This window comes from Solibacillus sp. FSL K6-1126 (assembly GCF_038003445.1).
Taxonomy (GTDB): Bacteria; Bacillota; Bacilli; order Bacillales_A; family Planococcaceae; genus Solibacillus; species Solibacillus silvestris.
In genome coordinates, this window is sequence record NZ_JBBOPD010000001.1 from 1810403 (window position 1) to 1836343 (window position 25941).

At 36.9% G+C, this 25941-nt stretch carries 32 protein-coding genes, 1 pseudogene and 1 other annotated feature; of the genes and pseudogenes, 23 read left to right on the top strand and 10 right to left on the bottom strand.

Going from position 1 to position 25941, the window contains the following annotated elements:
- Positions 1–25 precede the first annotated feature (25 nt).
- The 14 genes and pseudogenes from MHH44_RS08780 to MHH44_RS21180 all read left to right on the top strand — a co-directional run.
- The gene (locus tag MHH44_RS08780; protein ID WP_340798327.1) at positions 26–628 is read left to right on the top strand and encodes an alpha/beta hydrolase; all 603 of its coding nucleotides are present in this window, start codon (positions 26–28) and stop codon (positions 626–628) included.
- A 440-nt stretch (positions 629–1068) separates the two neighbouring features.
- Positions 1069–2010 carry a ribonuclease Z gene (gene rnz / locus MHH44_RS08785; protein WP_340798328.1) on the top strand — a complete coding sequence of 314 codons (942 nt, stop codon included), beginning with the start codon at positions 1069–1071 and terminating at the stop codon, positions 2008–2010.
- 124 nt (positions 2011–2134) lie between these two features.
- Positions 2135–2365 (top strand): acyl-phosphate glycerol 3-phosphate acyltransferase, encoded by a 231-nt coding sequence (locus MHH44_RS08790; RefSeq protein ID WP_065216177.1) that lies wholly within the window; start codon positions 2135–2137, stop codon positions 2363–2365.
- A 220-nt stretch (positions 2366–2585) separates the two neighbouring features.
- Positions 2586–2918: a nitrite reductase gene (locus MHH44_RS08795; RefSeq protein WP_340798329.1), complete on the top strand. Its 333-nt coding sequence runs from the start codon at positions 2586–2588 to the stop codon at positions 2916–2918.
- A gap of 81 nt (positions 2919–2999) precedes the next feature.
- Positions 3000–3329, top strand: a complete 330-nt coding sequence (locus tag MHH44_RS08800) for a histidine kinase (RefSeq protein ID WP_340798330.1) — start codon at positions 3000–3002, stop codon at positions 3327–3329.
- 18 nt (positions 3330–3347) lie between these two features.
- Complete coding sequence (locus MHH44_RS08805; protein ID WP_340798331.1) at positions 3348–4115, top strand: hypothetical protein; 768 nt, start codon at positions 3348–3350, stop codon at positions 4113–4115.
- A gap of 135 nt (positions 4116–4250) precedes the next feature.
- A complete protein-coding gene (locus MHH44_RS08810) occupies positions 4251–4532 on the top strand; it encodes a hypothetical protein (protein ID WP_340798332.1) in 282 nt (93 codons plus the stop codon).
- Between the two features lie 107 nt (positions 4533–4639).
- The gene (locus MHH44_RS08815) at positions 4640–5335 is read left to right on the top strand and encodes a UDP-N-acetylmuramyl pentapeptide phosphotransferase (RefSeq protein ID WP_340798333.1); all 696 of its coding nucleotides are present in this window, start codon (positions 4640–4642) and stop codon (positions 5333–5335) included.
- 336 nt (positions 5336–5671) lie between these two features.
- Positions 5672–6007 carry a cupin domain-containing protein gene (locus MHH44_RS08820; protein ID WP_340798334.1) on the top strand — a complete coding sequence of 112 codons (336 nt, stop codon included), beginning with the start codon at positions 5672–5674 and terminating at the stop codon, positions 6005–6007.
- Positions 6008–6037: 30 nt separating this feature from the next.
- Positions 6038–6202 carry a tRNA U-34 5-methylaminomethyl-2-thiouridine biosynthesis protein gene (locus MHH44_RS08825; RefSeq protein WP_340798336.1) on the top strand — a complete coding sequence of 55 codons (165 nt, stop codon included), beginning with the start codon at positions 6038–6040 and terminating at the stop codon, positions 6200–6202.
- A gap of 49 nt (positions 6203–6251) precedes the next feature.
- Positions 6252–6707: an SMI1/KNR4 family protein gene (locus tag MHH44_RS08830; RefSeq protein WP_340799499.1), complete on the top strand. Its 456-nt coding sequence runs from the start codon at positions 6252–6254 to the stop codon at positions 6705–6707.
- A 65-nt stretch (positions 6708–6772) separates the two neighbouring features.
- Positions 6773–7138 (top strand): hypothetical protein, encoded by a 366-nt coding sequence (locus MHH44_RS08835; RefSeq protein ID WP_340798338.1) that lies wholly within the window; start codon positions 6773–6775, stop codon positions 7136–7138.
- A 290-nt stretch (positions 7139–7428) separates the two neighbouring features.
- Positions 7429–9552 carry a transglycosylase domain-containing protein gene (locus MHH44_RS08840; RefSeq protein ID WP_340798339.1) on the top strand — a complete coding sequence of 708 codons (2124 nt, stop codon included), beginning with the start codon at positions 7429–7431 and terminating at the stop codon, positions 9550–9552.
- A 63-nt stretch (positions 9553–9615) separates the two neighbouring features.
- Positions 9616–9695, top strand: a pseudogene (locus MHH44_RS21180) (DUF2837 domain-containing protein); the annotation flags it as partial.
- 90 nt (positions 9696–9785) lie between these two features.
- Here the strand turns inward: MHH44_RS21180 and MHH44_RS08845 are convergent.
- Together MHH44_RS08845 and MHH44_RS08850 are read right to left on the bottom strand one after the other, a co-directional pair.
- Positions 9786–10460 carry a cohesin gene (locus tag MHH44_RS08845; protein WP_340798340.1) on the bottom strand — a complete coding sequence of 225 codons (675 nt, stop codon included), beginning with the start codon at positions 10458–10460 and terminating at the stop codon, positions 9786–9788.
- Positions 10461–10726: 266 nt separating this feature from the next.
- Positions 10727–11281, bottom strand: a complete 555-nt coding sequence (locus MHH44_RS08850; protein WP_340798342.1) for a nucleotidyltransferase family protein — start codon at positions 11279–11281, stop codon at positions 10727–10729.
- Positions 11282–11478: 197 nt separating this feature from the next.
- Here MHH44_RS08850 and MHH44_RS08855 point away from each other — a divergent pair, with 197 nt between their 5' ends.
- Positions 11479–11766, top strand: a complete 288-nt coding sequence (locus MHH44_RS08855) for a 3-isopropylmalate dehydrogenase (RefSeq protein WP_340798343.1) — start codon at positions 11479–11481, stop codon at positions 11764–11766.
- Positions 11767–11863: 97 nt separating this feature from the next.
- Here MHH44_RS08855 and MHH44_RS08860 read toward each other — a convergent pair whose 3' ends face one another.
- The 3 genes from MHH44_RS08860 to MHH44_RS08870 all read right to left on the bottom strand — a co-directional run bounded on the left by MHH44_RS08860 (position 11864) and on the right by MHH44_RS08870 (position 13164).
- A complete protein-coding gene (locus MHH44_RS08860; RefSeq protein WP_340798344.1) occupies positions 11864–12328 on the bottom strand; it encodes a DMT family transporter in 465 nt (154 codons plus the stop codon).
- Positions 12329–12339: 11 nt separating this feature from the next.
- The gene (locus tag MHH44_RS08865) at positions 12340–12768 is read right to left on the bottom strand and encodes a DMT family transporter (protein WP_251688254.1); all 429 of its coding nucleotides are present in this window, start codon (positions 12766–12768) and stop codon (positions 12340–12342) included.
- Positions 12769–12849: 81 nt separating this feature from the next.
- Positions 12850–13164, bottom strand: coding sequence for an ArsR/SmtB family transcription factor (locus MHH44_RS08870; RefSeq protein WP_008407867.1), 315 nt, complete (start codon positions 13162–13164; stop codon positions 12850–12852).
- Positions 13165–13534: 370 nt separating this feature from the next.
- On the opposite strand from MHH44_RS08870, the gene MHH44_RS08875 reads away from it, so the two are divergent.
- Positions 13535–14185, top strand: a complete 651-nt coding sequence (locus MHH44_RS08875) for a DUF3885 domain-containing protein (protein ID WP_340798345.1) — start codon at positions 13535–13537, stop codon at positions 14183–14185.
- Positions 14186–14549: 364 nt separating this feature from the next.
- Here the strand turns inward: MHH44_RS08875 and MHH44_RS08880 are convergent, their stop codons facing one another.
- Both MHH44_RS08880 and MHH44_RS08885 read right to left on the bottom strand, forming a co-directional pair.
- A complete protein-coding gene (locus MHH44_RS08880; RefSeq protein WP_340798346.1) occupies positions 14550–14801 on the bottom strand; it encodes a hypothetical protein in 252 nt (83 codons plus the stop codon).
- A gap of 129 nt (positions 14802–14930) precedes the next feature.
- The gene (locus MHH44_RS08885) at positions 14931–15287 is read right to left on the bottom strand and encodes an ABC transporter (protein WP_340799500.1); all 357 of its coding nucleotides are present in this window, start codon (positions 15285–15287) and stop codon (positions 14931–14933) included.
- Positions 15288–15608: 321 nt separating this feature from the next.
- Between MHH44_RS08885 and MHH44_RS08890 the strand changes: the two genes are divergently transcribed.
- The gene (locus MHH44_RS08890) at positions 15609–15992 is read left to right on the top strand and encodes a pilus assembly protein PilB (RefSeq protein ID WP_340798347.1); all 384 of its coding nucleotides are present in this window, start codon (positions 15609–15611) and stop codon (positions 15990–15992) included.
- 241 nt (positions 15993–16233) lie between these two features.
- Positions 16234–16476 (top strand): hypothetical protein, encoded by a 243-nt coding sequence (locus MHH44_RS08895; protein WP_008407863.1) that lies wholly within the window; start codon positions 16234–16236, stop codon positions 16474–16476.
- A 307-nt stretch (positions 16477–16783) separates the two neighbouring features.
- Here MHH44_RS08895 and proC read toward each other — a convergent pair whose 3' ends face one another.
- Positions 16784–17590 (bottom strand): pyrroline-5-carboxylate reductase, encoded by an 807-nt coding sequence (gene proC / locus MHH44_RS08900; protein WP_340798348.1) that lies wholly within the window; start codon positions 17588–17590, stop codon positions 16784–16786.
- A 70-nt stretch (positions 17591–17660) separates the two neighbouring features.
- Positions 17661–17872, bottom strand: a binding site (T-box leader).
- A gap of 128 nt (positions 17873–18000) precedes the next feature.
- On the opposite strand from proC, the gene MHH44_RS08905 reads away from it, so the two are divergent.
- Positions 18001–18942 carry an MBL fold metallo-hydrolase gene (locus MHH44_RS08905; protein ID WP_339264397.1) on the top strand — a complete coding sequence of 314 codons (942 nt, stop codon included), beginning with the start codon at positions 18001–18003 and terminating at the stop codon, positions 18940–18942.
- 359 nt (positions 18943–19301) lie between these two features.
- Here the strand turns inward: MHH44_RS08905 and MHH44_RS08910 are convergent, their stop codons facing one another.
- Positions 19302–20141 carry a YitT family protein gene (locus MHH44_RS08910; RefSeq protein ID WP_339264398.1) on the bottom strand — a complete coding sequence of 280 codons (840 nt, stop codon included), beginning with the start codon at positions 20139–20141 and terminating at the stop codon, positions 19302–19304.
- A gap of 153 nt (positions 20142–20294) precedes the next feature.
- Positions 20295–20993, bottom strand: a complete 699-nt coding sequence (locus MHH44_RS08915) for a Dph6-related ATP pyrophosphatase (protein WP_008407857.1) — start codon at positions 20991–20993, stop codon at positions 20295–20297.
- Between the two features lie 307 nt (positions 20994–21300).
- Between MHH44_RS08915 and MHH44_RS08920 the strand changes: the two genes are divergently transcribed.
- The 4 genes from MHH44_RS08920 (at position 21301) to MHH44_RS08935 (ending at position 25932) form a co-directional block, all read left to right on the top strand.
- A complete protein-coding gene (locus MHH44_RS08920) occupies positions 21301–22647 on the top strand; it encodes a glycoside hydrolase family 28 protein (protein WP_339264400.1) in 1347 nt (448 codons plus the stop codon).
- Between the two features lie 22 nt (positions 22648–22669).
- Positions 22670–24010: an ABC transporter substrate-binding protein gene (locus tag MHH44_RS08925; protein WP_339264401.1), complete on the top strand. Its 1341-nt coding sequence runs from the start codon at positions 22670–22672 to the stop codon at positions 24008–24010.
- Positions 24011–24147: 137 nt separating this feature from the next.
- A complete protein-coding gene (locus MHH44_RS08930) occupies positions 24148–25089 on the top strand; it encodes a carbohydrate ABC transporter permease (RefSeq protein WP_340798352.1) in 942 nt (313 codons plus the stop codon).
- 6 nt (positions 25090–25095) lie between these two features.
- Positions 25096–25932, top strand: a complete 837-nt coding sequence (locus MHH44_RS08935; RefSeq protein WP_339264402.1) for a carbohydrate ABC transporter permease — start codon at positions 25096–25098, stop codon at positions 25930–25932.
- Positions 25933–25941: the final 9 nt, after the last annotated feature.

A 25941-nucleotide genomic window follows, 5' to 3' on the forward strand; every position in this document is an offset into this window, starting at 1 on the left:
TCAAAATGAGAATGGAGAATGTCCGATGAACTATATTTTCAACAAAGGGAAAGAAGACAAGCCGGTATTTTTACTGCTTCACGGGACAGGCGGAGATGAGAACAGCCTGCTTGCACTGGCAGAAATCATTGATCCGGAAGCATCGGTTTTAAGTGTACGAGGCAATATATTGGAACACGGGATGCCGCGATTTTTCCGACGTTTAGCTGAAGGTGTGTTTGATATGGAAGATTTGGCCTTCCGTACGAAGGAGCTGTATGAATTTATCGGCGAGAAAGCAAGTGAATACGGCTTTGACCGTCAAAACATTATTGCAATCGGTTATTCTAACGGTGCCAATATCGCAGCAAACCTGTTGTTTGAATATGAAAATGCATTAAAAGGTGCGGTTCTGCATCATCCAATGGTTCCGAATCATGAAGCAACGGTTGCGAAACAGGACGGCACACATGTATTTATCGCAGCAGGAGTGAATGACCCGATTTGCCCGCAGCAAGAAGCAATCGATCTGGAGCGTTATTTAACGGATGCAGGCGCGAACGTGACATTGGAATGGGAATCAAACGGTCACCAGCTTACGATGAATGAAGTACAAAAAGCGAAGGCTTGGTATGAGCGCACATTTTAATTAAAGATTGTTCATGCATAAAAGACCCTTTCCGGTTTCAGGAAAGGGTCTCTTGTACTTAAGTGATTTTCTTTTTACATTTTTTATTATCCGCAAAGACGGCAATTAAGGTTCCGGATATCACCGTCATCCATAAAATTAGGCTCATTTTTTCAACTCCAATCGTTTGTTTCATTACTATATGTTTAATGATTAGGAAGGATTAGTTGAATAGTCAGTTTAGCCAAGGTGGAGGTTTTTAATAAGGATTAAGGAAAGCCGACCTTAATTTTTTCTGCTAATCAAGTGTTGAAGAGGGGAATTTTTATCATTCCATATGATCATTTCTTTTGCCGCCCCTTTTTTTCTTTGCATATACTTATTTGCAACCTATAATAAATACAACGATAGTAAAAAGCTTCTACATGAGGCAAACTAAACTCGTGTTAGGAGGAAATGACATGCAAATCCAATTTTTAGGCACTGGTGCAGGGATGCCGTCAAAAGAACGCAATACGAGTTCGATCGCATTCAAACTGCTGGAAGAACGGGGCTCTATTTGGCTGTTTGACTGCGGGGAAGCGACACAGCACCAAATTTTGCATACAACGGTTAAACCGCGCAAAATCGATAAAATCTTTATTACACATTTACACGGCGACCATATTTTCGGGCTGCCCGGCTTTTTAAGTTCCCGTTCCTTTTTAGGCGGGGAGGACATACTTACAATTTACGGGCCGGCGGGATTACAACAATGGATTGAACAAACATTACAATTATCTAAAACCCATTTAACATATCCGATTGAATTTGTCGAAGTAAAAGATGGCATCGTATTTGAAGATGAGAAGTTTACGGTACGTGCACTGTCGCTTCAACACGTTGTACCATGCTTCGGCTACCGGATTGAACAAAAGCCGATGCAGGGCGAGCTGCTGATTGACAAGGCTTTAGCATTAGGTGTACCAAAAGGTCCATTATTAGGGCAGTTAAAAGCAGGTCATTCTGTAAAATTGGAAGATGGAACAGTTGTGGAAAGCAGCGATGTAACGTCACCACCACAGCCAGGGTTCACTGTTGCAATTTTAGGGGATACAAAGTATTGCGAGAACAGTATCCGTTTAGCACAAAATGCAGATGTTGTCGTACATGAAGCAACCTTTGACCATTCCACAATTGAACTTGCGGGCAAGTATGGACATGCGACAAATACAGAAGCAGCTAAAATTGCAAAAGAGGCACAAGCGAGACATTTGCTGTTGAATCATATAAGCGCCCGTTTTTTGAAGCATGATCTGATTCCGTTTTTGGAAGAAGCAAAAGCGATCTTCGAAAACAGTTATTTAGCAAATGATTTCAGCCAATATGAGTGGCGAAAAAACGAACTGCTGGAAATTGAATAGATGAATTTAATCGAGGTGTATAGTAAACGTGGTGAATGTTTACTATATGCTTCTTTACTTTTTTAAGAGAATTTTGTCCAATAACAGAAAGTTTCCGCTATAATGGAGAAAAGGGGGATGAATGATGCAGCAACCGACAATTTCACCAAAAGTATTACGATTGCTAGTTATTTTTCCAAATGTCATGAGCTATATTCTGTTATTTGGGGTCGTTGTGTACATACGAACAAACTTGGAAATGCTGAAAGCGACAGACGGCTTAACGACGTGGCTGATCATTGCGGCGGTATTAGGCCCGATTTCACTCTATACGACATTCAGTATTGTGAAGCGGATTAAGAATGGAACATTGTAAAGGATTCCGGTTCGCGTAAGGGGAAAAATATTAATTGAATTGATCACATGCCAAAACACTCAGTCACTATTTGAACTGAGTGTTTCTTTATTATCTACTCTCTAATAACTCGAAGTAACTGCAATCCATCAGATGGATTTCCACTATATCCCGATATCCAACGAGGGTAGGGACTGAAATATGCTAATATAGGCCTAACCTTGTATAAAGGAGGATTATTTTGAATAAGTTCGGCAGAGGGATAGTAGCATTATTAGGAATTTTGCTTACTATAATTTCAAGTATTATATCAGGTGTGAATTTCTTTGATTTTAGTGGTGGTAAAGGCTTAAATACAGAAAAGATAGAAAAGAATATAGAAAAATTAAAAGGCTATTCTTGGTTTAATGAAGTATATAAAATGGAGGAGCATCAGCGTTCATTTTATTTAAGCTTAAAAATTAGAAAGTACTTACAAAGTTCTATGCGTGTAAATAGATTAATTCGTTGTGAAAAAGAGCGAGTAAAGTTTATTTTAATGTTAGAAGAAGTGGCCCGACTACGTAATAAATGATTATTTAAATTTTTCTTATAAACTAGTTGGTAAATATTAAATTTAGAAAAGCAGTCCTGTTGTAACGGAAGGGAAAGGCACATGAAAAAAATAATTCTCTTTAATCTAATATTTTGTATAGTAGTTGTTATTGTTGCATTCAATTATTTTAATATTAAATCTCGAAGCGCGGTTGTATTCAATTATGTGGAAGACTATATGGAAACTAACTATGGGATTGATGGGGAAAATATAATTTTAGTAGAAAACAATTTCCGAAGAGGAATGGGGTTGTTTGAAATAGAAGTTAAGGATAAAGTTACGAATACCTATTACTTTTTTGAAGTCGATATTAGAGATGACTATTCATTAATATATATTAGAGATCTTTCAGAGTTACATCGTAAAAATCAGGCTGATAATAAAAGGTGAGAGTGGGGGGGAAGAGAAGTGATCAAACAAATTTATGCTTTTGAAAGCATACAGGATTTTGAAAACTATAAAGACGAAATTCAATTATTAAATAACAATTTGAATATGTATAAAGAATTGTTAATTAACCAATTTGAGCTCATAGAGTTACCTAAAACAATTGTTTGGACGAGCAGTAAGAATGCTACTACCGTATTTTCGCAAGTCCCTGTCCCAGCCTATACTAATCGGGAAACCATTTATATGTCGCCAAGTGTTAGTGAATGGAAGGCGTTTTACCTTTCGCTATTTGATGGTGAGGAATTAGAGAAAAGTGATGAAATTGAGTACATAAAACAATATTTCCAATCACTGACGATCGATGACGTTTTTTGTATTTTAGCTCATGAATTAACACATCATATTGAACTCTTTCCTGATGAGTTTGAAGATGAGCGCAATAACAGTATTTGGTTTGAAGAAGGGATGTGTGAATATCTCTCTCAAAGAATGACATTAACGGAACATCGATATACAGAATTAAGAAAAATTGAAAACTTATTGATTAAACTATTTATGCCAAAGTATGGCGGCTTTTCATTAAATGATTTTGGAGCAGGTAGCTATAATCAAACATCGTTAGCTTCGATTATGCTGAATTATTGGAGAAGCTCCGCTGCAGTTCATTATTTAGTAGAATGCTGCTACGAAGGCGACGTTATGAAGGTCTTTAGCAAATATGAAGAATGGCATGAAAAAGGGAGACAGCAACCTTTAACTGAATATTTTGGTGTAGAGAAATTTTAAAACCAACTATCGGGCGGAATTCATGATGATGAATTTCGCCTTTTTACTTAATAAAGTGAAGGTGTGTCCGTTTCACCAAATAAATAATCTGTTTGTGCTAATATAATCAATAAGTCTTTGCTTTTGGAGGTTCACATGAATTTGATCGCGCAACATCCTTATATTAAAGTAGAAAGAACCGTGACAAGTACTGAACAGTTTGAAATTGAACATGACCGGATCATTTATTTATACAATGATAAAGTCGTTACACAAAATAGAGAGTTTCCGATTAAAATTGTAATGGATTTTTCGTACCGAAAAATTGCAAAGCAGGGAGGGATCCTTTATTTACATACGCTGCAAGGTGTATATACGTATATCGTGAAATCCTCACCTGAAGCTTTCATCAATGCATATAGAGAATATTTTAAGTAAATGCAGTATTTGAAAAATTAGTTTTTTATGGTAGGATATAGGCGGTGACCGATTATATTAGGCTTATTTGGATTTACTATTCCAGTGCATAATGAGGTGGGAAAAGTTTGTTATATTTAACGCTGTTAGTAGGTTTGGTTTTGATCGTAATGACAACGAAGCTTACTCAAAAATTTAATCTTTCAGGCTTTTGGTTAATAGTTGGGCAAATTAGCGCATCATTAATCATTGTTTTGATTGGTGATCTAGAAGTTAGTTATATTAATCAAATTGAATTAGGATTATTAGCGATTCCATTTTCTTTATTATTCCTAGTAGGGTTTACTAATGTGATGAATATCGAAAAAGAGCAACAACCATTAATCTTGCTGTTGCCATGTATTTCATTACTTTGTCTTTCCGTAGCGGCTCTGTTGATGGATTATACATTTGTTTCAATTTCCGGACTATTTGCTGTGTTAACTATTATGTTGTGTGCTTCTATTTCAGGAAAAAAAACTTTAGGAAGAACCTTTACTACATCTATAGGTTTTGTAATTGCAGTACTGTCGTTGTCTTTACTTAAGCTTTCTTTTATCACAATTTACATTCCAATTTTTACTTTGGCATTGCCGTTAGTAATTTATCTTTTCTTACAAAATAGATTAACTAGCGCACAGTCAATGATCATTAGCGCTTCAGTAGCTGTTTTGTTTGGTTTACTGATGTTTGTAATTCCTTTTAATATAATTTGGGATTTGGTAGTTGGGGCAACTGTTATTTTGGCTATTTCCCAATTCTCCCGTAAGTATCGATTTATTTAAATTCATTTGGCGCGATTCTGTAATTGGAATCAGCGCTTATTTATTTTCTAGGGTGAAAATTTTGTACAAATAATCCTATGTAATTTTAAAGAATATAAAACTAAAGAAAAAAGAAAGAAGGTAACTGATGGGTATACTATTCGCTATATTATTTTTCGTTGGCCTCTTTGCTATATATGATTTGATTAGAAGAATGAACAATAATATTCTGGAACAGACGGAAGAAATAAAGAAATTAAGAGAAGAAATAAATCAAAGAGATTATAAATAATGTAAAGTACTCTTGGATAGTGTTTTATCGAAATAACAAATTTAAATTCTTAAGGGGGATATATCTTGCAACTATTAAATTTTACGAAAGATAAAGCGAAACCAGTTTTGAATTATAATTCAATTTTCACTGCCTATAATAATGTTATAAAAACTGAAACGCCCACAAATTTCGGAATTATGTATGTCGAAGCTAACGGTTTAGTAGGTCGTCATGAAGCACCTGTTCCACAATTGTTTATCGTGATTGAGGGAGAAGGTTGGGTTCAGGGGAAAAGCGACGAGAAGGTAAAATTGCAAATGGGTGAAGCTGTCTTATGGGAAAAAGGAGAAAGTCACGTTTGTGGTAGTCAAAAAGGTTTCACTGCTATTGTTATACAATCAGCAGAGTTACAAATATAGTATGGCTATTTTAAATTTGGGAGGTAGAGAGTGAAAAATATACTGGGTTTAATAATGGGGTCTATAGCAGGTTGGCTAATATGGGGTTATTTTACAGATGACTTTTCAGTAGAAAGGTTTTTCATGTTTTTAATGGGAATCATTTTAGGGTATTTATTCGGTAGAAGTAAACCAAAAGGCGAAAGGACGATTTAGGAACTTCATTCCAGGATTAGGGGGTATGTATTCAATGGAGGAATTAACAATGAAAAGTATTTGGCAAGAGGATAACGACTATTATAAATTAGAGCGGTTAACAGATGAGATGGTAAAAAAAGCAGAAGAATTATTAAACATAAAGCTGCCTAATTCCTACATAAATATTTTGAAACAACAAAATGGAGGTTATATAAAATTTAATGCATACCCAACTAATATACCGAACTCTTGGGCAGAAGATCATGTTAATGTTGAGCACATAATTGGGATTGGATTGGGTATGGATAAAGGGATATTGCAAAGTGAGTATTTGATCCAAGAATGGGAACTACCTAATAATGTTGTATTGATTTCTGGGGACGGCCACTCATGGATAGCTTTGGATTATAGAATTAAAATGACAGAACCTCCTGTAATTTTTATTGATACTGAAGAAGAAAAGATTATTGAACTTGCTCCTAATTTTGAAGCGTTTTTAAATGGGTTAACAGTATGGGAATAATAAAAGCTTAATTTCACACCAAGAATAGAAATGGTTTTAGGTGTATAAATATAAGTGAGGTGCAAATGAAAAATCTGATTTTATTTCTCTTTATTCTTTCTTTAAGTTTTATCGTTCTAGGGTGCATTAATGAAAAACAGGTAGATCCAGTAGATTCTTTAAGTGAATTAGAGAAAGTAAATATGGAAATGCGGGAAATTGCTTGGGCAAGTTTGAGCGATACGGATAAAGAAACAGTTATGGGGAATTGGAAAGATGCAAAAGTAACAGAGGAACAGCTCAGCGTTAATGATGAAACACAACCAGATAATAATCCAATGAAAGTCATGAAAGTAATATTTAATACGTCTCGAGACAGATTTCTGGGACCGATTGGCATCTATATAAATCCCGATACTAATAAAATAATTAGTAAAGACGTAAGAATGTAAAAACCTCTAAAACAACCTCAGGATAAAGCTTATCCTTTTATCAGAAAAATAATTCAGGAGTGCTTTACTTTAAGAAGCATTTTCATCAATTGGGCGAGATTCTTAAACAAGAATTAGCGCTCAATTTTCATTTATGGGTACAAAATGTAGGAGAAATGTTATGAAGTGCATTGAATTTAAGAGAGGATAAAGTAGCGGATTACAAAATCCCTATTGACTATGTATATTTCATATCTAACAATAACCTTTATGCAGAAGCTGATTCGTCAGACTAGAAGGTGGAATAAAACGTGAGAAGAACGGAAAGAAGAAAGCAACAAAAATTAACCGGGAAGATATGGAGTAAGGTTAAAGATAAAAAAATAATGGTGAAGGTTATAGCAGTGGGTTCAGTATTTTTATTATGCTGTTTCCTCATATTTAATATTTTTGTTTGGGCAAGCGATGTCAGTAAACTAGAAGAACCCACTCCGCAGCCAACGATTATTTATGATCAAAATGGAGATATAGCCAGTAAGGTTACGGGTTCTAAAATAGATGGGGTCAGTATAGGACAGATTCCGGAACATCTTATTCATGCTGTAATTGCAACGGAAGACCAGAAGTTTTACAAGCATGGTGGAATTAATATGATAGGGATTGTTCGGGCATTGACTCAAAACATGATGAGTGGAGAAATAGTGGCTGGAGGCAGTACGATTACACAGCAGTTAGCTAAAAATGTCTTTCTAACACAAGAACGTACATATACGAGAAAGTTAAAAGAACTCATATTGACGAAGAAAATTGAACGAACATACGATAAAGACGAAATAATGGAACGGTACTTAAACCAGATTTACTTTGGTGAAGGCGCATGGGGCATACAGCGTGCTTCCGAAACGTACTTCGGCAAAGATGTTAGTGAATTAACATTAGGTGAGTCGGCTATGCTTGCGGGGTTGATTAAAGCGCCGTCAGTTTTGTCACCATTAAAAGATATGAATAAATCAGTTCAACGGAGAGACCTTGTTCTAGCATTAATGGAAAAGGAAGGTTACATAACTCAAAACGATGCGAAAAAAGCAAAAGAACAACCTATTGTATTAGAGGGCAAAAAGATGGATGATTATAAGGGGAAATATCCTTATTATGTAGACCATATTATTGAAGAAGCGATCGAACAATACGGGCTTACAGAAAATGAGGTACTTTCGGGAGGACTTCATATTTATACAGAACTTAATCCTGCAATACAAAATGCAGTTGAACAGGTATATAAAGATAATGAAATGTTTCCTGAAGGGCAATCGGACCAGTTAATCCAAAGTGGAGCAATCTTCATCAATCCCTCAACCGGAGGAATCACTGCACTAATTGGAGGTAGAGGGGAACATACTTTTAGAGGATTTAATCGAGCTACTCAATTAAAACGTCAGCCTGCGTCAACTATGAAACCATTGGCGGCGTATACTCCTGCTTTGGAGCAAGGATATGAAATCTATGATAAGTTACAAGATTCACCTATTAATATTGACGGGTATCAACCTATGAACTATGACAAACGATTCCATGGTGAAGTAACGATGTATGAAGCATTGGTGAATTCATACAACATCCCACCGGTATGGTTATTAAATAAAATGGGACTGAAATACGGTATAAATGCTGTTGAGCGTTTTGGTATTAAACTAAAAGAAGAGGATCATAATTTAGGTTTAGCACTTGGTGGTATGAGTGAAGGCATATCTCCTTTATCTATGGCTCAGGCATATTCCACATTTCCTAATGATGGTGTAATGGTAGAAGCACACTCTATACAAAAAATTGAAGATGCAGATGGTGAGGTCATTGCTAAGTGGCATTATAATGAGACGAGCGTTACGAAGCCCCTAGTCGCTCAAGAAATAACATATATGCTTAAGGGCGTTGTTGAAGAAGGTTCAGCAAAGAATGCTCAAGTGGAAGGATGGGAAGTAGCCGGTAAAACGGGCACGACCGAGCTTCCTTTTGCGAATTCAGGGGGCGCGAAGGATCATTGGTTTGTAGGATATACGCCAGAAATTGTTGGGGCAGTTTGGATGGGATATGATCAAACAGATGAAAATCATTATTTGATGGGAACTGGCGGATCTACTGTTACAAAGATTTTCAAAGCCGTTTTGGCTGAATCTATGACGGAATTTAACCAAAAAGAATTTAACTTACCTCTACTAGCCAAACAGCTAAAAGAACAGGAAAAGAAAGAGGAAGAGCAGAGGAAGAAAGAAAAAGAGATAGAGAAAAAAGAGAAGAAGGAGAAGAAAGAGAAGGAGAAGAAAGAGAAGGATAAGGATAAGGAGAAGAAAGAGAAAGAAAAAGAGAAGAAAGAGATGGATAAAGAGAAGAAAGACAAGGAAAAGGAGAAGGAGAACAAAAAGGAGGAAAAAGAGTAATTTGAAATAATCGAGGTTTATTATGAGGGAAATCCTACTTTTCTAGATAGAATCTGTTTGCTGACTTTTATAGCCATTTTTTCTTAGCAATTATTCATTTAGCCGAAGAGAGGGGTTCCATACCATCTTTATTGAAAAAAGGTTGAGTTTTAAAATTTTTTTAATCTAAAGTGAAGAAGCCCGTGAAAAAATCTCACAGGCTTTGCTAATAAATTTATCAAGACTTAGGTATTCTACTTATCAAAATTCGTACCATTATCATGCTTAAATGTTTTGTCTTTAGTAGGGAGGAATTCCTTTGCAATCTCTTCTAGGCTCTTCTGTTGTGATTTCATCGGAGCAAACGCATTGGACATTCGATTTGTTTGATCGTTTGCAGGGAGGAATTCCTTTGCAATCTCTTCTAGGCTCTTCTGTTGTGATTTCATCGGAGCAAACGCATTGGACATCCGATTTGTTTGATCATTTGTAGGGAGGAATTCTTTCGCAATTTCTTCCTGGCTTTTCGGTTGTGATTTCATTGAAGCAAATGCATTGGACATTCGGTTAGCTTGATCATTTGCAGGAAGGAACTCTTTCGCGATTTCTTCCTGGCTTTTTGGTTGTGATTTTTTTGAAGCAACCGCATTGGACATTCGGTTAGCTTGATCATTTGCAGGGAGGAACTCTTTCGCGATTTCTTCCTGGCTTTTTGGTTGTGATTTTTTTGAAGCAACCGCATTGGACATTCGATTTGTTTGATCATTTGCAGGGAGGAACTCTTTTGCAATTTCTTCGATTTTGGATTTAGCATCGGTTGAAAGAATGGGTGAAAATTCTTTCGCGATTTCGTAAAAAGTATCTAGCTTCGATTGATCATTACTGGTCTGATTGCTTTTTTTATTTTTCTTATCATCAAATTTTGACAATGTCATCATCTCCTCGCTCCTTAATATGAGAGAAGGTGAATGGAATTATATCAAGAAATGATTGACAAAATTTTTAGTGATATTTTTGTTTTTTAGATAGGTGAACGTCATGAAAAGAATAAAAATAAAATTGATCATCGGGCTCGATTCTATCAAAAGGATCAGCGCTCGTATCGATATGACGCTTGTATGTAGCTTAGTTGTTTTGCTATTGGTATGTTCAGATTACTTACGGATTCTTTTTTTGAAGGCCGCCAAATGACGCTTTATTCCGAATCAATTTTTAATGTATTCCAAATAGAACCCCAATTTTTACTTTGTAATCGATTTGAATAAATAGGATGTAATTTGGAGTCTTGATTAAATAGAGGCGTAGGTCTAACTAGACCTACAAATAAATCATTTAAACCATAAGGAGCTAAGATTTCTATTTGATTGTTATTTAAACGAACGGCTACTGCTGTAGGTGTTTCAGGAAAATGAGCAACACCTTCAAATGATGATGAATAGGGAGGGAATCTGTTTTTAAAATGCATTCTGGCCTGGTTTTTTACAGACCAGGGTAGATGAGGCATACTCTTTTGCAACTTGGATTCTAATGCTTTTTCAGACTCGATTGAACTATTCAACTCGTCAAAATATATTACATCAATATCATTTATTTCTGTTTGTACATTATGTAAGTAATCCCAAACTTTATTTCGAATAACACCCGCTGCGACCCAGCAATCATTTAATTGTAATTCTTGCACGGTTTTTAAAATTGACATCAAAAATTGGTCTGTTTTTATAATGTTCGTTAACTCTAATTCGTAATCCATAAGTAATCATCTCCTTTTTTACTGCTATTATATCCTTTGTATTTTGAACTTGCTATTCCTTATAGAAGTTTATACAAACTTAATGCTTAGAATATTTTGCCTTAGAGAAGCACTAGAATTCAGATTGATTTCATTATGGGAAATTCTTAACAAGTTTTCAGTTAAACTGGTAAAGTATGTATATGGAGGGGAGTTTAATGGGTAATTATTTCATCATACTAATGATTTTTTTAATCATTATTGCAAATGTTATTGGATTTATAGTCTTCAAAAAAGAGAAAAATCTGTACTCTGCTGCATTAATAATATTACTGCTGGCAGGTGTATTTGGCGGACTAGGAATTGCATTAACATTATTTATTAATGATGCCTTTGCTATATTCTACGGGTTAAATCTTGCCGGCTATTTACTAATAAATAGCCTTATTGTATTTTTTCTTGCCATTTTAGTAACTATAATTAAAAAATTTTACAGTATTTTTTAAATTCAAATTCAAAAATAATTAATGTTAATTATAAAGGCAATCTTCATAAGATGAAGATTGCCTCAAATTGTTTATTTATAGAGAAGATTTTACTCTCTTATGCAGCCGTATCTTCGCTAGTGCGTTTATTACCTTTATAGATAAAATATAGGGAAATAAACATAAAGAGTAAGGCGAATATTCGTTTTATATCTAATTCTATGACTAAACTATTGAACCACCCAAAATGATCAATAATCACTCCAATTACTAGTTGCCCAGCTATACCAGCAATACTGGTTGCGATAACTCCAATTCGTGGTACTGCCATAACTGTCAAAAGTAAATACATAGTACCTAAAAATGCCGCACTTAATTGCCATTTTGGTGCCTCTAAAATTCCAAGTAGATTCCCGCTACCAAAAAATAAAATAAATATGGTCAAAAACATTGTCCCAGTGAGAAAGGTTAAAAATGTTGTTTCAATTGTTCCGGCTTTTTGACTAAATGTACCATTGATAGATGATTGTGCGCTTAATGTGATACCGCCAATCAACGTGAATAGAATCATAAATAATCCCATGGCCATACCTCCTAATTTATTAATATAAGTGCGATGATCATTGAAATAACTGCATATATTTTTTCTTTATTAATCTTATTTTTCTTACTACCTAACCACCCGAAATGCTCGATCGTCATACTCATCACCAATTGCCCGATGATGACAGCAACCATTGTTATGCCTACTCCGACGAACGGGACACTTACAACGATGGAAGTTAAATAAACAACACCTAAGAGCCCTCCAAGCAATGCCCATTTAGGTGCCTCCAAAGTATAGGAAATCCTGCCTTTTCCAAAAAAGAGCCACAAAAGCCCCATGATGATTGAGCCCATAAAGAAGTTATAAAAGCTTGTTTCTATTTGTCCGATCGTTTTTCCTAGTTCAGCGTAAATTGCGCCTTCAAAGCTAAGTGCTGCTCCAGCTAAAAAAGCAAATAGATAAAATATAAAGCGCATAGATGAAATCCTCTTTTCGGTATAATTGTATATCTAGAAATATCGATATAAGTATTGATAAAAAAACAGAAATCAATAATATTAGATATCTGTTTTAAAGTATTCAGCTAACTGTTGAATAAATTCTTCATTACGTCTGTAGTATGTCCATTGTCCATGGCGAATCGACTCAAGTAAACCAGCTTTTTGCATCATATTTAAGTAGCTAGAAACAGTAGATTGAGAAATTTTGGCCTTTTCCTGAATATCCCCAACACATACTCCACCCTTGTAACTTACCTCCTTCGGTAGGTGAGCGCCTTGTTTTGGGAAATGTTTCTCGGGTTCCTTTAACCACTCTAAGATATTGAGTCTTGTTTCATTCGATAATGCTTTGAATACATCAATAGGTTCCATGCGTGTAATTATATATCTAGAATTTTCGATATGTCAAGGTGAGATATTGAAGTATTTCCCAGGAAAAGGTACCCACTAGTTTAACTTATCTAGGGTTAAATATTTATAATAAAACTATAAAAAAAGTACTACATTTTTAATGATGTAAATGTGTTTGGTTTGAAAGATCATTTTAATAAATATTAAGATTCGAAAGAGATATATCCTATACTATTCAACAATAAGGCGCGATTCTTCAATAAGAAAATCGAGTTTTTCAAGGCCATTTTCTGGAATAGGATTTAAAAAGTAAGCTTGATATTTATGTTAAAATTCAATGATAACTAAATTATTTAAAACAAAAATATAATGGAGCTGAAAATGGATATTTATGAAACTACAAGAAATTATGGAAAAACATTTTAATGGCCTTTCTATAACACCAGATTTTTATCATCAATGGAATATCGGTATACATCTAGAATTAGGAAATGACATTTATCAGTTTGGTGACAATAACCGCCTTAACATGAAAAGGTTTAATACGATTTATGAACAGGTATCTGCAATTGTTCCAATACTTTTCAAGAAAATGGATGACGTCTTAGTGGTGGTAAATTCATACCCCCATGAAACAAACAAAGTAGTTTATCCTAACTTTTTCAAACGATATGTAAAAGAACAAAAATTAAAGTATTTCTTGCACTTACATGAGTTCCAATGGCAGTTCGATGAAGATAATTTACTTATTCAGCAAATGACATTGTTCTGTAAAGCTTCTGATTTGAAGATAGAACAGCTTTTGAAAACATTAATTCATGAGGATTTCCATCCTCTACAACCTCGGTTAAGAAAAGCACATAGCTATTATGCACCTGATGTTTTTTTAATAAATGTTAATACTAATTGTATTTTTCATTTATACGATGATAGAGGGTGTGAAATAATAAGCGCAGATAAAGAACTACATGAAAAATTCCTTGAAACATTTAGTGGGTGGGAATTGCAGGGAAAACATTTATCTTTTCGTTTAACTACTTAATATTCTTATTCTATAATCGGGCGCGATTCTTCAATAAGAAGATCGCGTTTTTCCGTTATAGGGCCATATTGTGAAGCAGCATTTTTCTTGGGGGAGTGTTAGAGAAGATGCAGATTTATACCGATAAAAGAATGGCTATACAAGTTTTTATACAAATTAAAGATCATGCACAGCAATAATAAAAGTAGCTTAAGTAACGTTTCATTGACTTGTATAAAATCACGTATAAACATTGTTCCATAAGAAAAGCGAAGAACGTTATTAAATCAACGTTTCCCGTATTTTGGTGTATTCCAAAACTTTAATTTGAGAACGTTATTTATTTTTGAAATTTATAAATATCCAAAAAATATTAAAGAACACTTTATAAAGAAAATAAAGCAACCACACATAATACTAAGCCTAATATGAAAGTTAACAAATACAACCAATTCTCTTTAATAGGCTTGGTTATAAAATTTGTATATAGAACAAATATATATGCTAAAGCTGGGGCAAAAATAAGCATTGCAATCCAATGTTTTTGTAATGACCAATTAAAATCTGAAAGTCCTGGCAAAAAGAATAGCAAGCCAAATAATATACCTAAAGCGTAGGACTTAAAATAATTTCTCAATTTAACACCTTCTTAATAGTTAAGTTAATCTAAGATACTATTATAAATAAAAAAGCTAATAAAGCGGGGTTTTGCACATTTCAAAATGCTTGTGCCATTAAGCACTCGTTAGTGGCAAAAGGTATAATTTCAATTTGTTATTCTAAGGTGATTTTTAAGCACTTTAAATGGAGTAGCATAAGAATCATTAAATTTCTTGATATGATTTGTTAACTCAGACCAATTCTTTTCAAAAAATGGGTGAATCTGAGTGGTATTTGCAATACTATACAGTTTAATTAAAAAGTAAAGAGCTTCCCATATCAAATAGTCTTCGTCCAACTTAAATAACAACTCAATGACTTTTGGTAAATAATTATATGCTTCTTCAGAAGTCATTCCCTTAGTAATTGATTCAAAAGAATTACTGAAATACCACTCGTCTTTTTCTAATTTTTCTTGCCATTCTTCATAAATTTCCAGTAATCTATTATCCGTTTTAATCACGTCCAATGTTAGATTTTACATATATATTTTATCCCTTTTTATTCAACTAAATTGGCTCGTTAGTTGAAGTATAACCTTCCCAAACCGTTGTTTCATAGCCTTAATTAAGTCTTCAAAATCGTATTTGGGAACTTCTTTGTATGTAAGGTAGTAAAACCTACGAATATGACGGGCCATTATGCAACAATTGGGTGCGATTCTTCAATTAGAAAATCGCGTTTTTCCGTTATAGGGCCACATTGTTGAACAATGTCTCTAAAGAAATTAAGATTAGCTGTCATCTTAAAGACTGGATTATAATAACAAAAAGAGGTGACTTGAATGAGAAAGATTTCTATTGCAAAGATGCTAATTGCCCCGATAATAGTAGCATTAGTTACCACATTAAGCATCGTATTTATCGAAGGAGTATTCCGATCCGAAATAATGCCTCCTTCGACAGCTGAGAAAATACAGCTTGCTGTACTGCTCTATTTAGGAATCTATTTATTTACTATTATCTTTGTAGTCCCTATTGATATTTATTTAACTAATAGAATAAAAAAACAAAATACTTTTTTTGTTCTAACAAATGTTATCGGTTTATTTTTGGTGTGGTGCATTGATCTTTGGTTCTTTACTCTTGGTGGTTTTATGTCTATATATTTGATTTTCCCATTGTTCTCATTTTTAACGTTAATACGATTCAATTCTGATGCGAAATAAATTATAGAGAAGGATGAGTGAAGGTTGGTTATCATTCTTTCAATATTCAACCATCGGGTGCAATTCTTGAAAAGACATGTGCCTTCTTCAGCTAAAGTGCCATATTGTTGAATAACATTCTTTTAAGAAGGTTCCCAAACGCCGCTTTTGGAACGATTATGTTATATTTGCTTGGAATTATCGAAACTTTTTGAATTCTAATCCGTAAATGTAATAATAGTTTCGAAGGAGGTGAAAAATTTTGAAGAAGTTTTCTGTATTTATAATTAGTTTCATAATATTATTTCTAGCATTTCAAATATTATCGGGTTTGATACTTACAGCTTTTCACACTCCAAATCTCCCTTCAATTGCAAATGATTTAAATCGAGAAATATCATTTGGAAGTGCCTCAAATCCATTACTATTGGCATTGTTAACAGCCACAGTTGCTTATTCTCTATCTCAAAAGATATTTAGAGTATCAAACACTCAAACCAACTAACTTTTGTTTATATACCACAAGGGTGTATAAAGTTTTTAAATACGTTACCTAATAAAAGTTTGGAAACACAGAAAACGATATTCAACAATCGCGCTCATAGCCACAATCTTTAAGAAAAGTGATTTAAGTAAAGTAAAGACCAAAATTTTAAAAAACATCCATTATCTCAATAAAGATTTAATGGATGTTTTTTAGTTTTATTAAAAATTTTTGTTATATACAACAAAAATTAAATCCCCTAAATATAAGTACTGTTTTTTTTTATTATACTTTTCACCCTATATTCGAATTATTAGTAGGTGTTTTTTTATTCCTCACGCGCCAGTTCCCTTGAACGGTTTTCGGCACTTCGAACACAGTTTACAATCGCTTCGTTAAAGGACATCGATTCAAGGGCTTTAATTCCGGCTTCTGTCGTTCCTCCTGGACTTGTTACTTTTTTGCGCAGTAGGGAAGGTTCCAAATTACCGGATTTCAGCATTTCCGCGGAACCAGCAATCGTCTGTACCATCAGTTCCCGTACAATTTCCTTTGATAGACCAAACTCAGCACCAGCCCGTTCAAATGCTTCAACCAAATAGTATAAATAGGCAGGACCACTTCCAGAGAGCGCTGTAACTGCATGAAGCTTTTCTTCCTCCACTTCGATGACAATGCCAATCGCTTCTAACATTTGAATATAAAGCGCACGCTTCACGTCTGTTACATGGTTATTGAACGCAATGCCGGATGCAGACATGCCGATTGTTGCAGAGGTGTTCGGCATTACACGAGCGATTGGGCGGCTGCCGAGATGCTGTTCAATCGTATCAATGCTGACACCAGCCAGTACCGATAAAATTGCGGTATCAGCACTTAGATGAGGTGCGATGACTTCCATAGCAGCACGCGCATCTTTCGGTTTCATTGCTAAAATAACGAGGTCTGCATCCCGCAAGTGTGTATGGTCCTCCAATAGGTTGACATCATAGCTTTCCACCAGTTCGTTTAGACGTTCTTTATTCGACCGATTGGATATAAACAGGGCATGCGGGTTGATGACATTCTTTTTAATCCATCCATGAATGAGTGCTTCTGCCATCGAGCCTGCGCCAATAAAAATAATTTTTTGCATAAAGTATCCCTCCGATTTTTAAATCCGATCCTTTAAGGAACATAAAAAAGCATTTCCATCCCTACAATTAAGTAAGGACGAAAATGCATTGATCTCCGCGGTACCACCTTTATTCACACATAAAGTGTGCAGCTTCAGCCTTTTTATCGCAAAGGGTACGGTTATGTTGTCATAACGGCTCAAAAGGAGGTTCAATTATTCCAGCGGGTTATGCCGATTTCAGCAAAGACGGCACTCTCTATAACCTTAAAATAATCTACTTGGCTTTTTCATTGCCTGTAAATTTTGAATTATCCAAAATTATAGTGCTGTATTGAAAAACTGTCAACCTTTGACGTGACGAATGAAGAAAAAAGAGTTAAAATAAATGAATAGTCATTCATTACGAGCTATTCAAAGGGGATTAAAATATGGAAGTACATAAAATTGTTATACCGACACCATATGCAGTGGGAGATGTAAATGCTTTTCTAGTAAAGGGGGATGCACTGACATTATTCGACGCAGGTCCGAAAACGGAAGAAGCATATGAAGCAATCAAATGGGGTTTACACAGTGCAGGTTATGACTTGAAAGACGTGGAACAAGTCGTGCTGACACATCATCATCCGGACCATGCCGGTTGGATCGATGCATTTCCCGGCGCGGAAGTGTTAGGGCATCAATATGTTGATTACTGGATGAAAAAAGAGCCGGAATTTCTGCAATATCATGAGCGATTTTTCAAAAAGCTTTTAATTGAGCAAGGCGTGCCTGAAAAATATGTGAACCGGATTTTACATGTTAAAGGGGAAATTGAGTTATTCGGTACAATTCCATTGACTGGCTATTTAAAAGAGGGCGATGAAGTGCCAGGTCATCCTGGTTTGAAAGTATATGAAACACCCGGTCATGCACAAAGCCATCTGATTTTTGTCAACGAGACTACTCGGGAATGTATCGGCGGTGATTTACTACTGGAACGCACATCTTCGAATCCATTAGTCGAGCCACCGCTTGATTTATCGATGGAACGTCCTAAATCATTGCTGCAATATAATGAATCACTTAAACGTCTGAAAAATCTAGAGATCTCCAAAGTGTATGCTGGTCATGGCGGAGAACTGACAAATATCGAACCACTCATTGATGAACGGTTGGAAAAACAGAGACAACGCGCATTAAAAGTATACGGTCTGCTTAAGACACCGCAAACTAACTTTGAAATGACAACTCAATTATTCGAACGCATTTATCAGCAGCAGTTAGGATTGACACTATCGGAAACATTAGGGCAGTTTGATTACCTGGTCGAGCAAGGTATGGTCGAGATTGAGGTGCGGGATGGGATTCATTATTATAGGAAATGCTGAGTGCGATAGAGAAGGATTTTGACACTTTTTTTATTTCAATAAGTCCAACGATTTTTATTTTTTTCTGATCGTTTTCATGGATGCCGGAAAAGCAAAAAATAGCCACTGGTCATTGCATGGAAGACGAAGACGAACTGTATTAATAAGAATCCATAAGAAAAGGGAGTGTCCGAGAATTATTTCTGGGACACTCCCTTTGCGCCGAAGATGGTAAGAATTTGTTCCAACTACCGCAGAAGCACCGTCTAAAGCGGACATTACTACACGAGGCTTGCACTGTCCAAAAAGTTTCGACTTTTTGGACAGCCCCTACTTTGGTTTATATTTGCAATTAGGCGGGGACCAATAACCTTATCGTATTAAGACTTGGATAGCTCAATAAAGCCTTTTCCAAACACATCCCGTACATCATGGACTGCAATAAAGGCATCCGAATCTGCTTCTTTTACGATATTTTTTAGCTTAATCACTTCTTGTCTGCTAATAACGATATAGAGGATTTCCTTTTGTTCCTTCGTATAATAGCCGTGCCCGGAAAGAACTGTTATACCACGGTTCATTTTATAGCTTACTTGATCTGCGATGGCATTCGGATTTTTCGAAATGATTGTCACCGCTTTTTGAGGATTCACCCCTTCAATTACAAATTCCATCACCTTTGTACCGATGTAAAGCATCAAAATCGTGAGCATAAGTGCTTCTGCGCCGATAATGAAATAAGATGAGAATGCGACGATTAAATCGAAAAAGAGTAGCGCGTAGCTAATATTCCAGCCTAGGAATTTATTTGCTATTCTCGCTAGGATGGTTGTGCCGGCAGTAGTACCACCGACGCGGATAATTAAGCCAATCCCAATACCAACAAAAACCCCACCAAAAATGGCATTAATTATAATTTCATCTGATTGAATAGACCAAGATTCAGTTAAATATAAGAAAATTGAATTGAAGATTATGGCGATAATCGTATAAATGGTTGTTTGCCTATTGAGAAATCGATAGCCGATTATTAAAAGGACAGCATTGATAGCAAAGCTGACAAGACTAGGAGACCATCCCATTACATAATAAAGAATAATCGTGACACCTGTTACACCGCCTTCACCTAAATCGTTTGGAATAACGAATAAGTTGATAGCAAGTGCAAAAAGAAATGCCCCAACCATTATTATAATAAAATCAGTTGTAAATTTTTTCATATTTCACTCCACCGTTTGTAACTGAAATTTGCCATAGTCGATATTGTTTCAAAGAGGAACCATTTTATCGAGTGCCTATGGAGTTGGATAACGCCAACAGCTATTTGGTATTTTAATGTGCCTGCAATATTATAACTTGCAAGGAGCCATTACTCAATCATTTGTATAAATTAATTGGAGCAGTAAAAACGCATAGTTGTTTTCTCGAATAATTTCAAGCGGCCTAAAGGAGATCGGCTGTTTAAAAATGGGTCCATCAATAACAGTTGTATGAAACTCGCCACCCTCACCACAAGGATCAATGCCCCGAGATTTTAGTTCCTGCACATATTCATAAGTTAATACTTTCCCTAAATCATCTTCACACATACCGAGTGTTAAGTTAACCGTAGTAATGATTGTTTTAAAACCTAAATTAATGAAGCGTTCCACAATTTCTGTATGATCCGCTTGCCATAAAGGCATTCCGAGCGTTAAGTTTGCAATGTTTGTCACTTTTTCATGCCAGCAGCCATGCTCTGGCATATCGAGATCGCCTGTAACAAGTGCTTCTGCTCCTAATGTTTTCATTTTGTGCAGCATATCAATAAACGTTGCTTCATAGTTTTCCCAGCTTGCTGCTGCTAAATAAATTGGTAAGCCAATAGACGCTGCTTGTGCTTTTATGAAATCGACGGTCATTCCATGAGAGTGAGATCGTGTCCCATATTCTTCGAGTACGATAATTAAACCTACAGCTTTCCCGGTCTTCATGGCCTCGTATAAAGCGAGTGTACTATCTTTCCCTCCGCTAAAGGAAACAACAAACTTTTGACCATCTGCACCGGTTTTCCAATCTTGTGAAATTCCCATCCTATGTATCTCCTTTTATATAATGAATGAACAATCTAACTGCTTCGATTATTCTGTCTAACTTAGTGTAGCGTATCCATCGCTCGTTTTCATTGAAAAACATTTTAATCGAAAAAATGGAATGGTAGTAGCTACTGCAAGTACGAAACAACTGTCATTGGTTCGTTTCGACCACCCCCCCGGAACCTACAATATTTTACTATGTTTCCCGTACTATTTTTAGCATTTCCTATCTGCAGCTAGACTTCCATAAGCAAGATTTTATATGCTAATCTCAACAAGATTTGTTTGCAAAGGATGGGATACAATGCAGCATAGTTCGGCGGTTTATAATATTGAACAGTTTGGTGCGGTAGGTGATGGCTGGGCCAATAACACATCTGCGATTAAGCGTGCGGTAGAGGCTTGTTCACAGGGAGGGGGCGGGACGGTTTATGTGCCTGCCGGTGTGTTTGTGACGGGTGCGATTGAACTGAAAAGTAATATGCATTTGCATTTGGAGGCGGGTTCCGAGCTTTTGTTTTCAAATGATCGGGAGGATTATCCGGTCATTTCCTCTCGCTGGGAAGGGGCAAGTCGAGATGTATATATGTCCTGTATTTATGCCTGTCATGCAAAAAATATTGCGATTACAGGCTTTGGCACACTGAATGGCCAGGGTGCTTACTGGTGGAAACTTTTTAAAGAGGATGCCCTCGCATATCCTCGCCCTAATTTAGTGAGCTTTGACCATTGTGAGCGGGTGCATGTTGAGCAGGTGAAAATGATTGATTCACCGAGCTGGACGGTACATCCGAACGATTGTGACAATGTGACGATTTCGGCTGTGTCGATTGTTAATCCGGCGAATTCCCCGAATACGGACGGCATTAATCCGGAATCGTGCCGCAACGTGAGAATTTCCGATTGTTCGATTGACGTCGGGGATGACTGTATTGCGATAAAATCGGGTACTGAGGATGCGGAGCGTGTGATTCCTTGTGAGAATATAACGATTACGAACTGTACGATGCTCCACGGTCATGGCGGGGTCGTCTTCGGCAGTGAGATGAGCGGAGATATTCGCAATGTCGTTGTGTCGAACTGTATTTTTGAAGGCACAGACCGCGGCATTCGCTTTAAGTCACGGCGAGGAAGAGGCGGTACGATTGAAAATATCCGTGTAAACAATATTGTGATGAATAATGTCATTTGTCCGTTTATACTAAACTTATACTATTATCACGGTCCACGAGGAATGGAGCCGTATGTTTCGGATAAGGAGGTGCAGCCTGTTACAGCGCTGACACCGAAGTTCAGACATATTCATTTTTCGAATATAACCGCGACGGAGGTAACGGCGGCTGCCGGCTTTATGTATGGCTTACCGGAGATGCCGGTTGAGGATATTACATTCAGCCATATTCGTATTGCGATGAAACTGGATGCAGAGCCAGATTTACCGGCAATGATGGTGGATCTGGAACCGATGAAACAACGTGGTTTTTTCTGTTCCAATGCGGAAAATGTGTTGTTTGAGCATGTGACGGTCCAACAGCATGAAGGACCGGCATTTGAAATAACGAATAGTAAAAATGTCGTGATGGAACACTGTCGTTCCAAAGATACGGCAAAGGATGAAATGCTTGTCCAAATGTCGAATGTGAGAAGCTAGCTGACGTTAAGGGGGAATCTCATTGAGCAGCTTACGAAAAACCTATATGTTATATGTCTTCCCCATTTGTTTACTGTTAATGTTGGCGGGTTGTTCAAGTGAGGAAGCAGAAAAGGTGGATGGCTCGCCGAAAAAAGACGTGACCTTAACGTTTTGGTTTGATGATGCCGGTCCGTTACGTACGGCCATTTGGAAAGAACTGATCGCGACCTTTGAAGAGGAGCATCCCCATATTCATATTGAATACGAAGGCTTCGTGAAGGATATCGCGAAACCGAAATTCAATTCGGCACTCGCAATGCAGACATTGCCGGATGTTGGCAGCATTTATACGAGCTGGTTACCGGAATATACATATCGTGAAGCATTGGTGCCACTGGATTCCTATTTTGAAAAGTGGGAAGAAGGAGACAAGATTGCGGAGTCTCTCATCAGTTACAATCGAAATATATCACAGGATCATCAATTGTACGGATTGCCTTACACTCGAAATATGGATGTCCTCTGGGTACGAAAGGATTGGCTCTCCAACTATGAGCTGGATACGATAGATACATGGAATGACTTTTTTCATACGGTGAAAACTTTTACGGATAAGGAGCATCAACAGTATGGTTACAGCATTCGCGGCGGGGAAGGGTCGTCACTTCAGCTGCAGCGGATGATGTATGCCTATTCGGGTATTTCGACGTATATCAAAAATGGAGAGAGTACAATTGATGACCCGCTCCATGTGGAGTTTCTGGAAAAATATTTGTCGCTCTATGACTTACATACATCGAGAAATGATATTGTAAAAGATTATAAAGGCATGCTTGACGATTTTGAACATGGCGCTGTCGGTTTAATCCAGCATAATATCGGTTCATATGCAGAGCATCAAAAAGTGCTGTCACCGGATCAGTTTCAGGCATTGCCATTGCCGAAATCAGTCAATGGGCATTACACTGTTGAGGCAGGTAATACGATGGATATGGTAATGTTCGAGGGCACCGATCATCCGGAAGAGGCATGGACATTTATTTCCTTTATCGCGTCGCAAAAGGGACAAAGCCATTGGAACAAACGAGTCGGTCAATTGCCGACACATGAGGATGTGTTGGAGGAGGGCTGGGTGCAAAATTCGCCGCATCTGCAAACAGCGCTTTCTGTCTATCAAGATCCGAACACGAAAATGTACGAGCCGCCATTCTATTTAATTGCGTATAATTCCATCCGGTTTACGATTGTTGAACCTGGGCTTCAGGAAGTGCTGAGCGGTACGAAAACAATCGAGCAGTTCTTGAAAGAGTGGAGCGTGGCCATTGAAAATGAATATGCACTATATGAAAAATATCATGCCCAAACGGGAAGCGCTGAGTAGGTGAAAAAACTGCTCAGCGTTTTTTTATGCCATCAAAATGTGAAGATTCTTAAAATTTTTATCTAACATCTTAATATTTTGAATATTTCGGGAAAGCGTTTTCAATTAGAATGATTTGTAAGAAGGGAGGAAATTTAATGAGTTATTCCCCAGAAGTAAATGAACAAGTATTGGAAAAAAAGAAAAGCGAAAAAGTCCGCAAATTTAATAAGGCGAAGCTGGTCCCATATCTATTCATTACGCCGGCCGTACTAATGGTTGTAAGTTTCCTTTTCTACCCGATAGGAATGGTATTTTATTATAGCTTCCAAAACTACGATATTTCGGCACCTTACTATAATAGTTTTGCAGGGCTCGATAACTTCGTGAATATTTTTACCAGTGATAAGCTGTTCTTCCCGAGCTTACTCAACAGTTTGAAGTGGGTTGTTACAGAAGTGGGGCTTCAATTGGTATTTGGTCTGATTTTGGCTCTGTTGCTGAACCAGACATTTAAATTCAGAGGAATTATACGTGCGGTTGCTTTTATTCCTTGGGCGATTTCAGGTGTACTGGCATCTGTTATCTGGTCATTGATGTACAACGAGCATATGGGTGTACTGAATGATATCCTGATGCGTTTCGGCATTATAGATTCACCGCAAGCCTTTTTGGCAAGTACATCTACCGCATTTGGTGCAGTAGTTATTGCCGAACTGTGGAGGGGTATTCCATTCTTTGCGATTACTCTTTTGGCCGGTCTGCAAAGTATTCCGCAAGAATTGTACGAAGCAGCGCGCGTAGATGGTGCGAGCCGCTGGAAATCATTCCTGTTCGTAACATTGCCGCAGCTGAAAAATACGATTATTTTAACGACACTGCTGCGAGTGGTTTGGGAGTTTAATAACGTTGACCTGATCTTCAACTTAACAGGCGGCGGACCTGCCCATTCAACAACAACATTAACAATGTATATTGCAGAATTAGCTGTTCATGGCAGTAACTTTGGATATGGCTCAGCGCTTACAGTCATTTCGTTTGGTATTCTATTAGTTTTCGCGGCGCTTTATCTGAAATTATCGCGCTATGAAAAGGAGTGATAGCCTATGTTTTCTAAAAATAAAAAAATAGATAAGTTATTGACACTTTATGTGCCGCTCGGTATGTTGTTAAGTTTTACCCTTTTCCCGCTCTATTGGACGATCAATACGGCGTTCAAGCCTGAGGGAGATATTATGAAACGTCCGCTGGAATATGCGCCGCTTAATCCGACAGTGGAAAACTTTGTGATGGCGTGGAATAATGTCGGGTTTGCCACATTCATGAAAAACAGTTTGATCGTCGGCATCAGTACAGTAATTGTTGTATTAATCTGTTCAACATTATCCGGCTATGCATTGGCCCGTTATCAGTTCAAGGGAAAACGCGCTTTTATGCTGATGCTGTTATGTACGCAATTTATCCCGAGATCAATGATGATTATCCCGTTATTTATCATTTTCAAAAATTTAGGGCTGATCAGCAGTCCACTCGCTCTAATTATTACGTATACGGCGATTGAGATTCCGTTTACGACCATATTGATGAGCGGGTTCATCGCAAACGTTCCGAAAGAATTGGAGGAAGCGGCGATGATTGATGGGTGTACGAAACTTCAGTCCATCCGTCATGTCGTGTTCCCGCTGCTGCTTCCAGGTATTGTCGCAACAGGGGTGTTTACATTCATTTACACATGGAATGAATTTTTAATTGCCTTAATGCTCACGAATCGTCAGGACCGGTTCACCTTGCCGGTCGGTCTGAGTACGATGATGGGCGAATTCAATGTCAACTACGGTGCGTTGGCAGCAGGCAGTGTCATTGCCTTAATTCCGGCAGTAATTTTATTTGCATATGCACAAAAGCATTTAGTCAATGGTATGGGTGGAGCAGTAAAAGGTTAATTGTACATG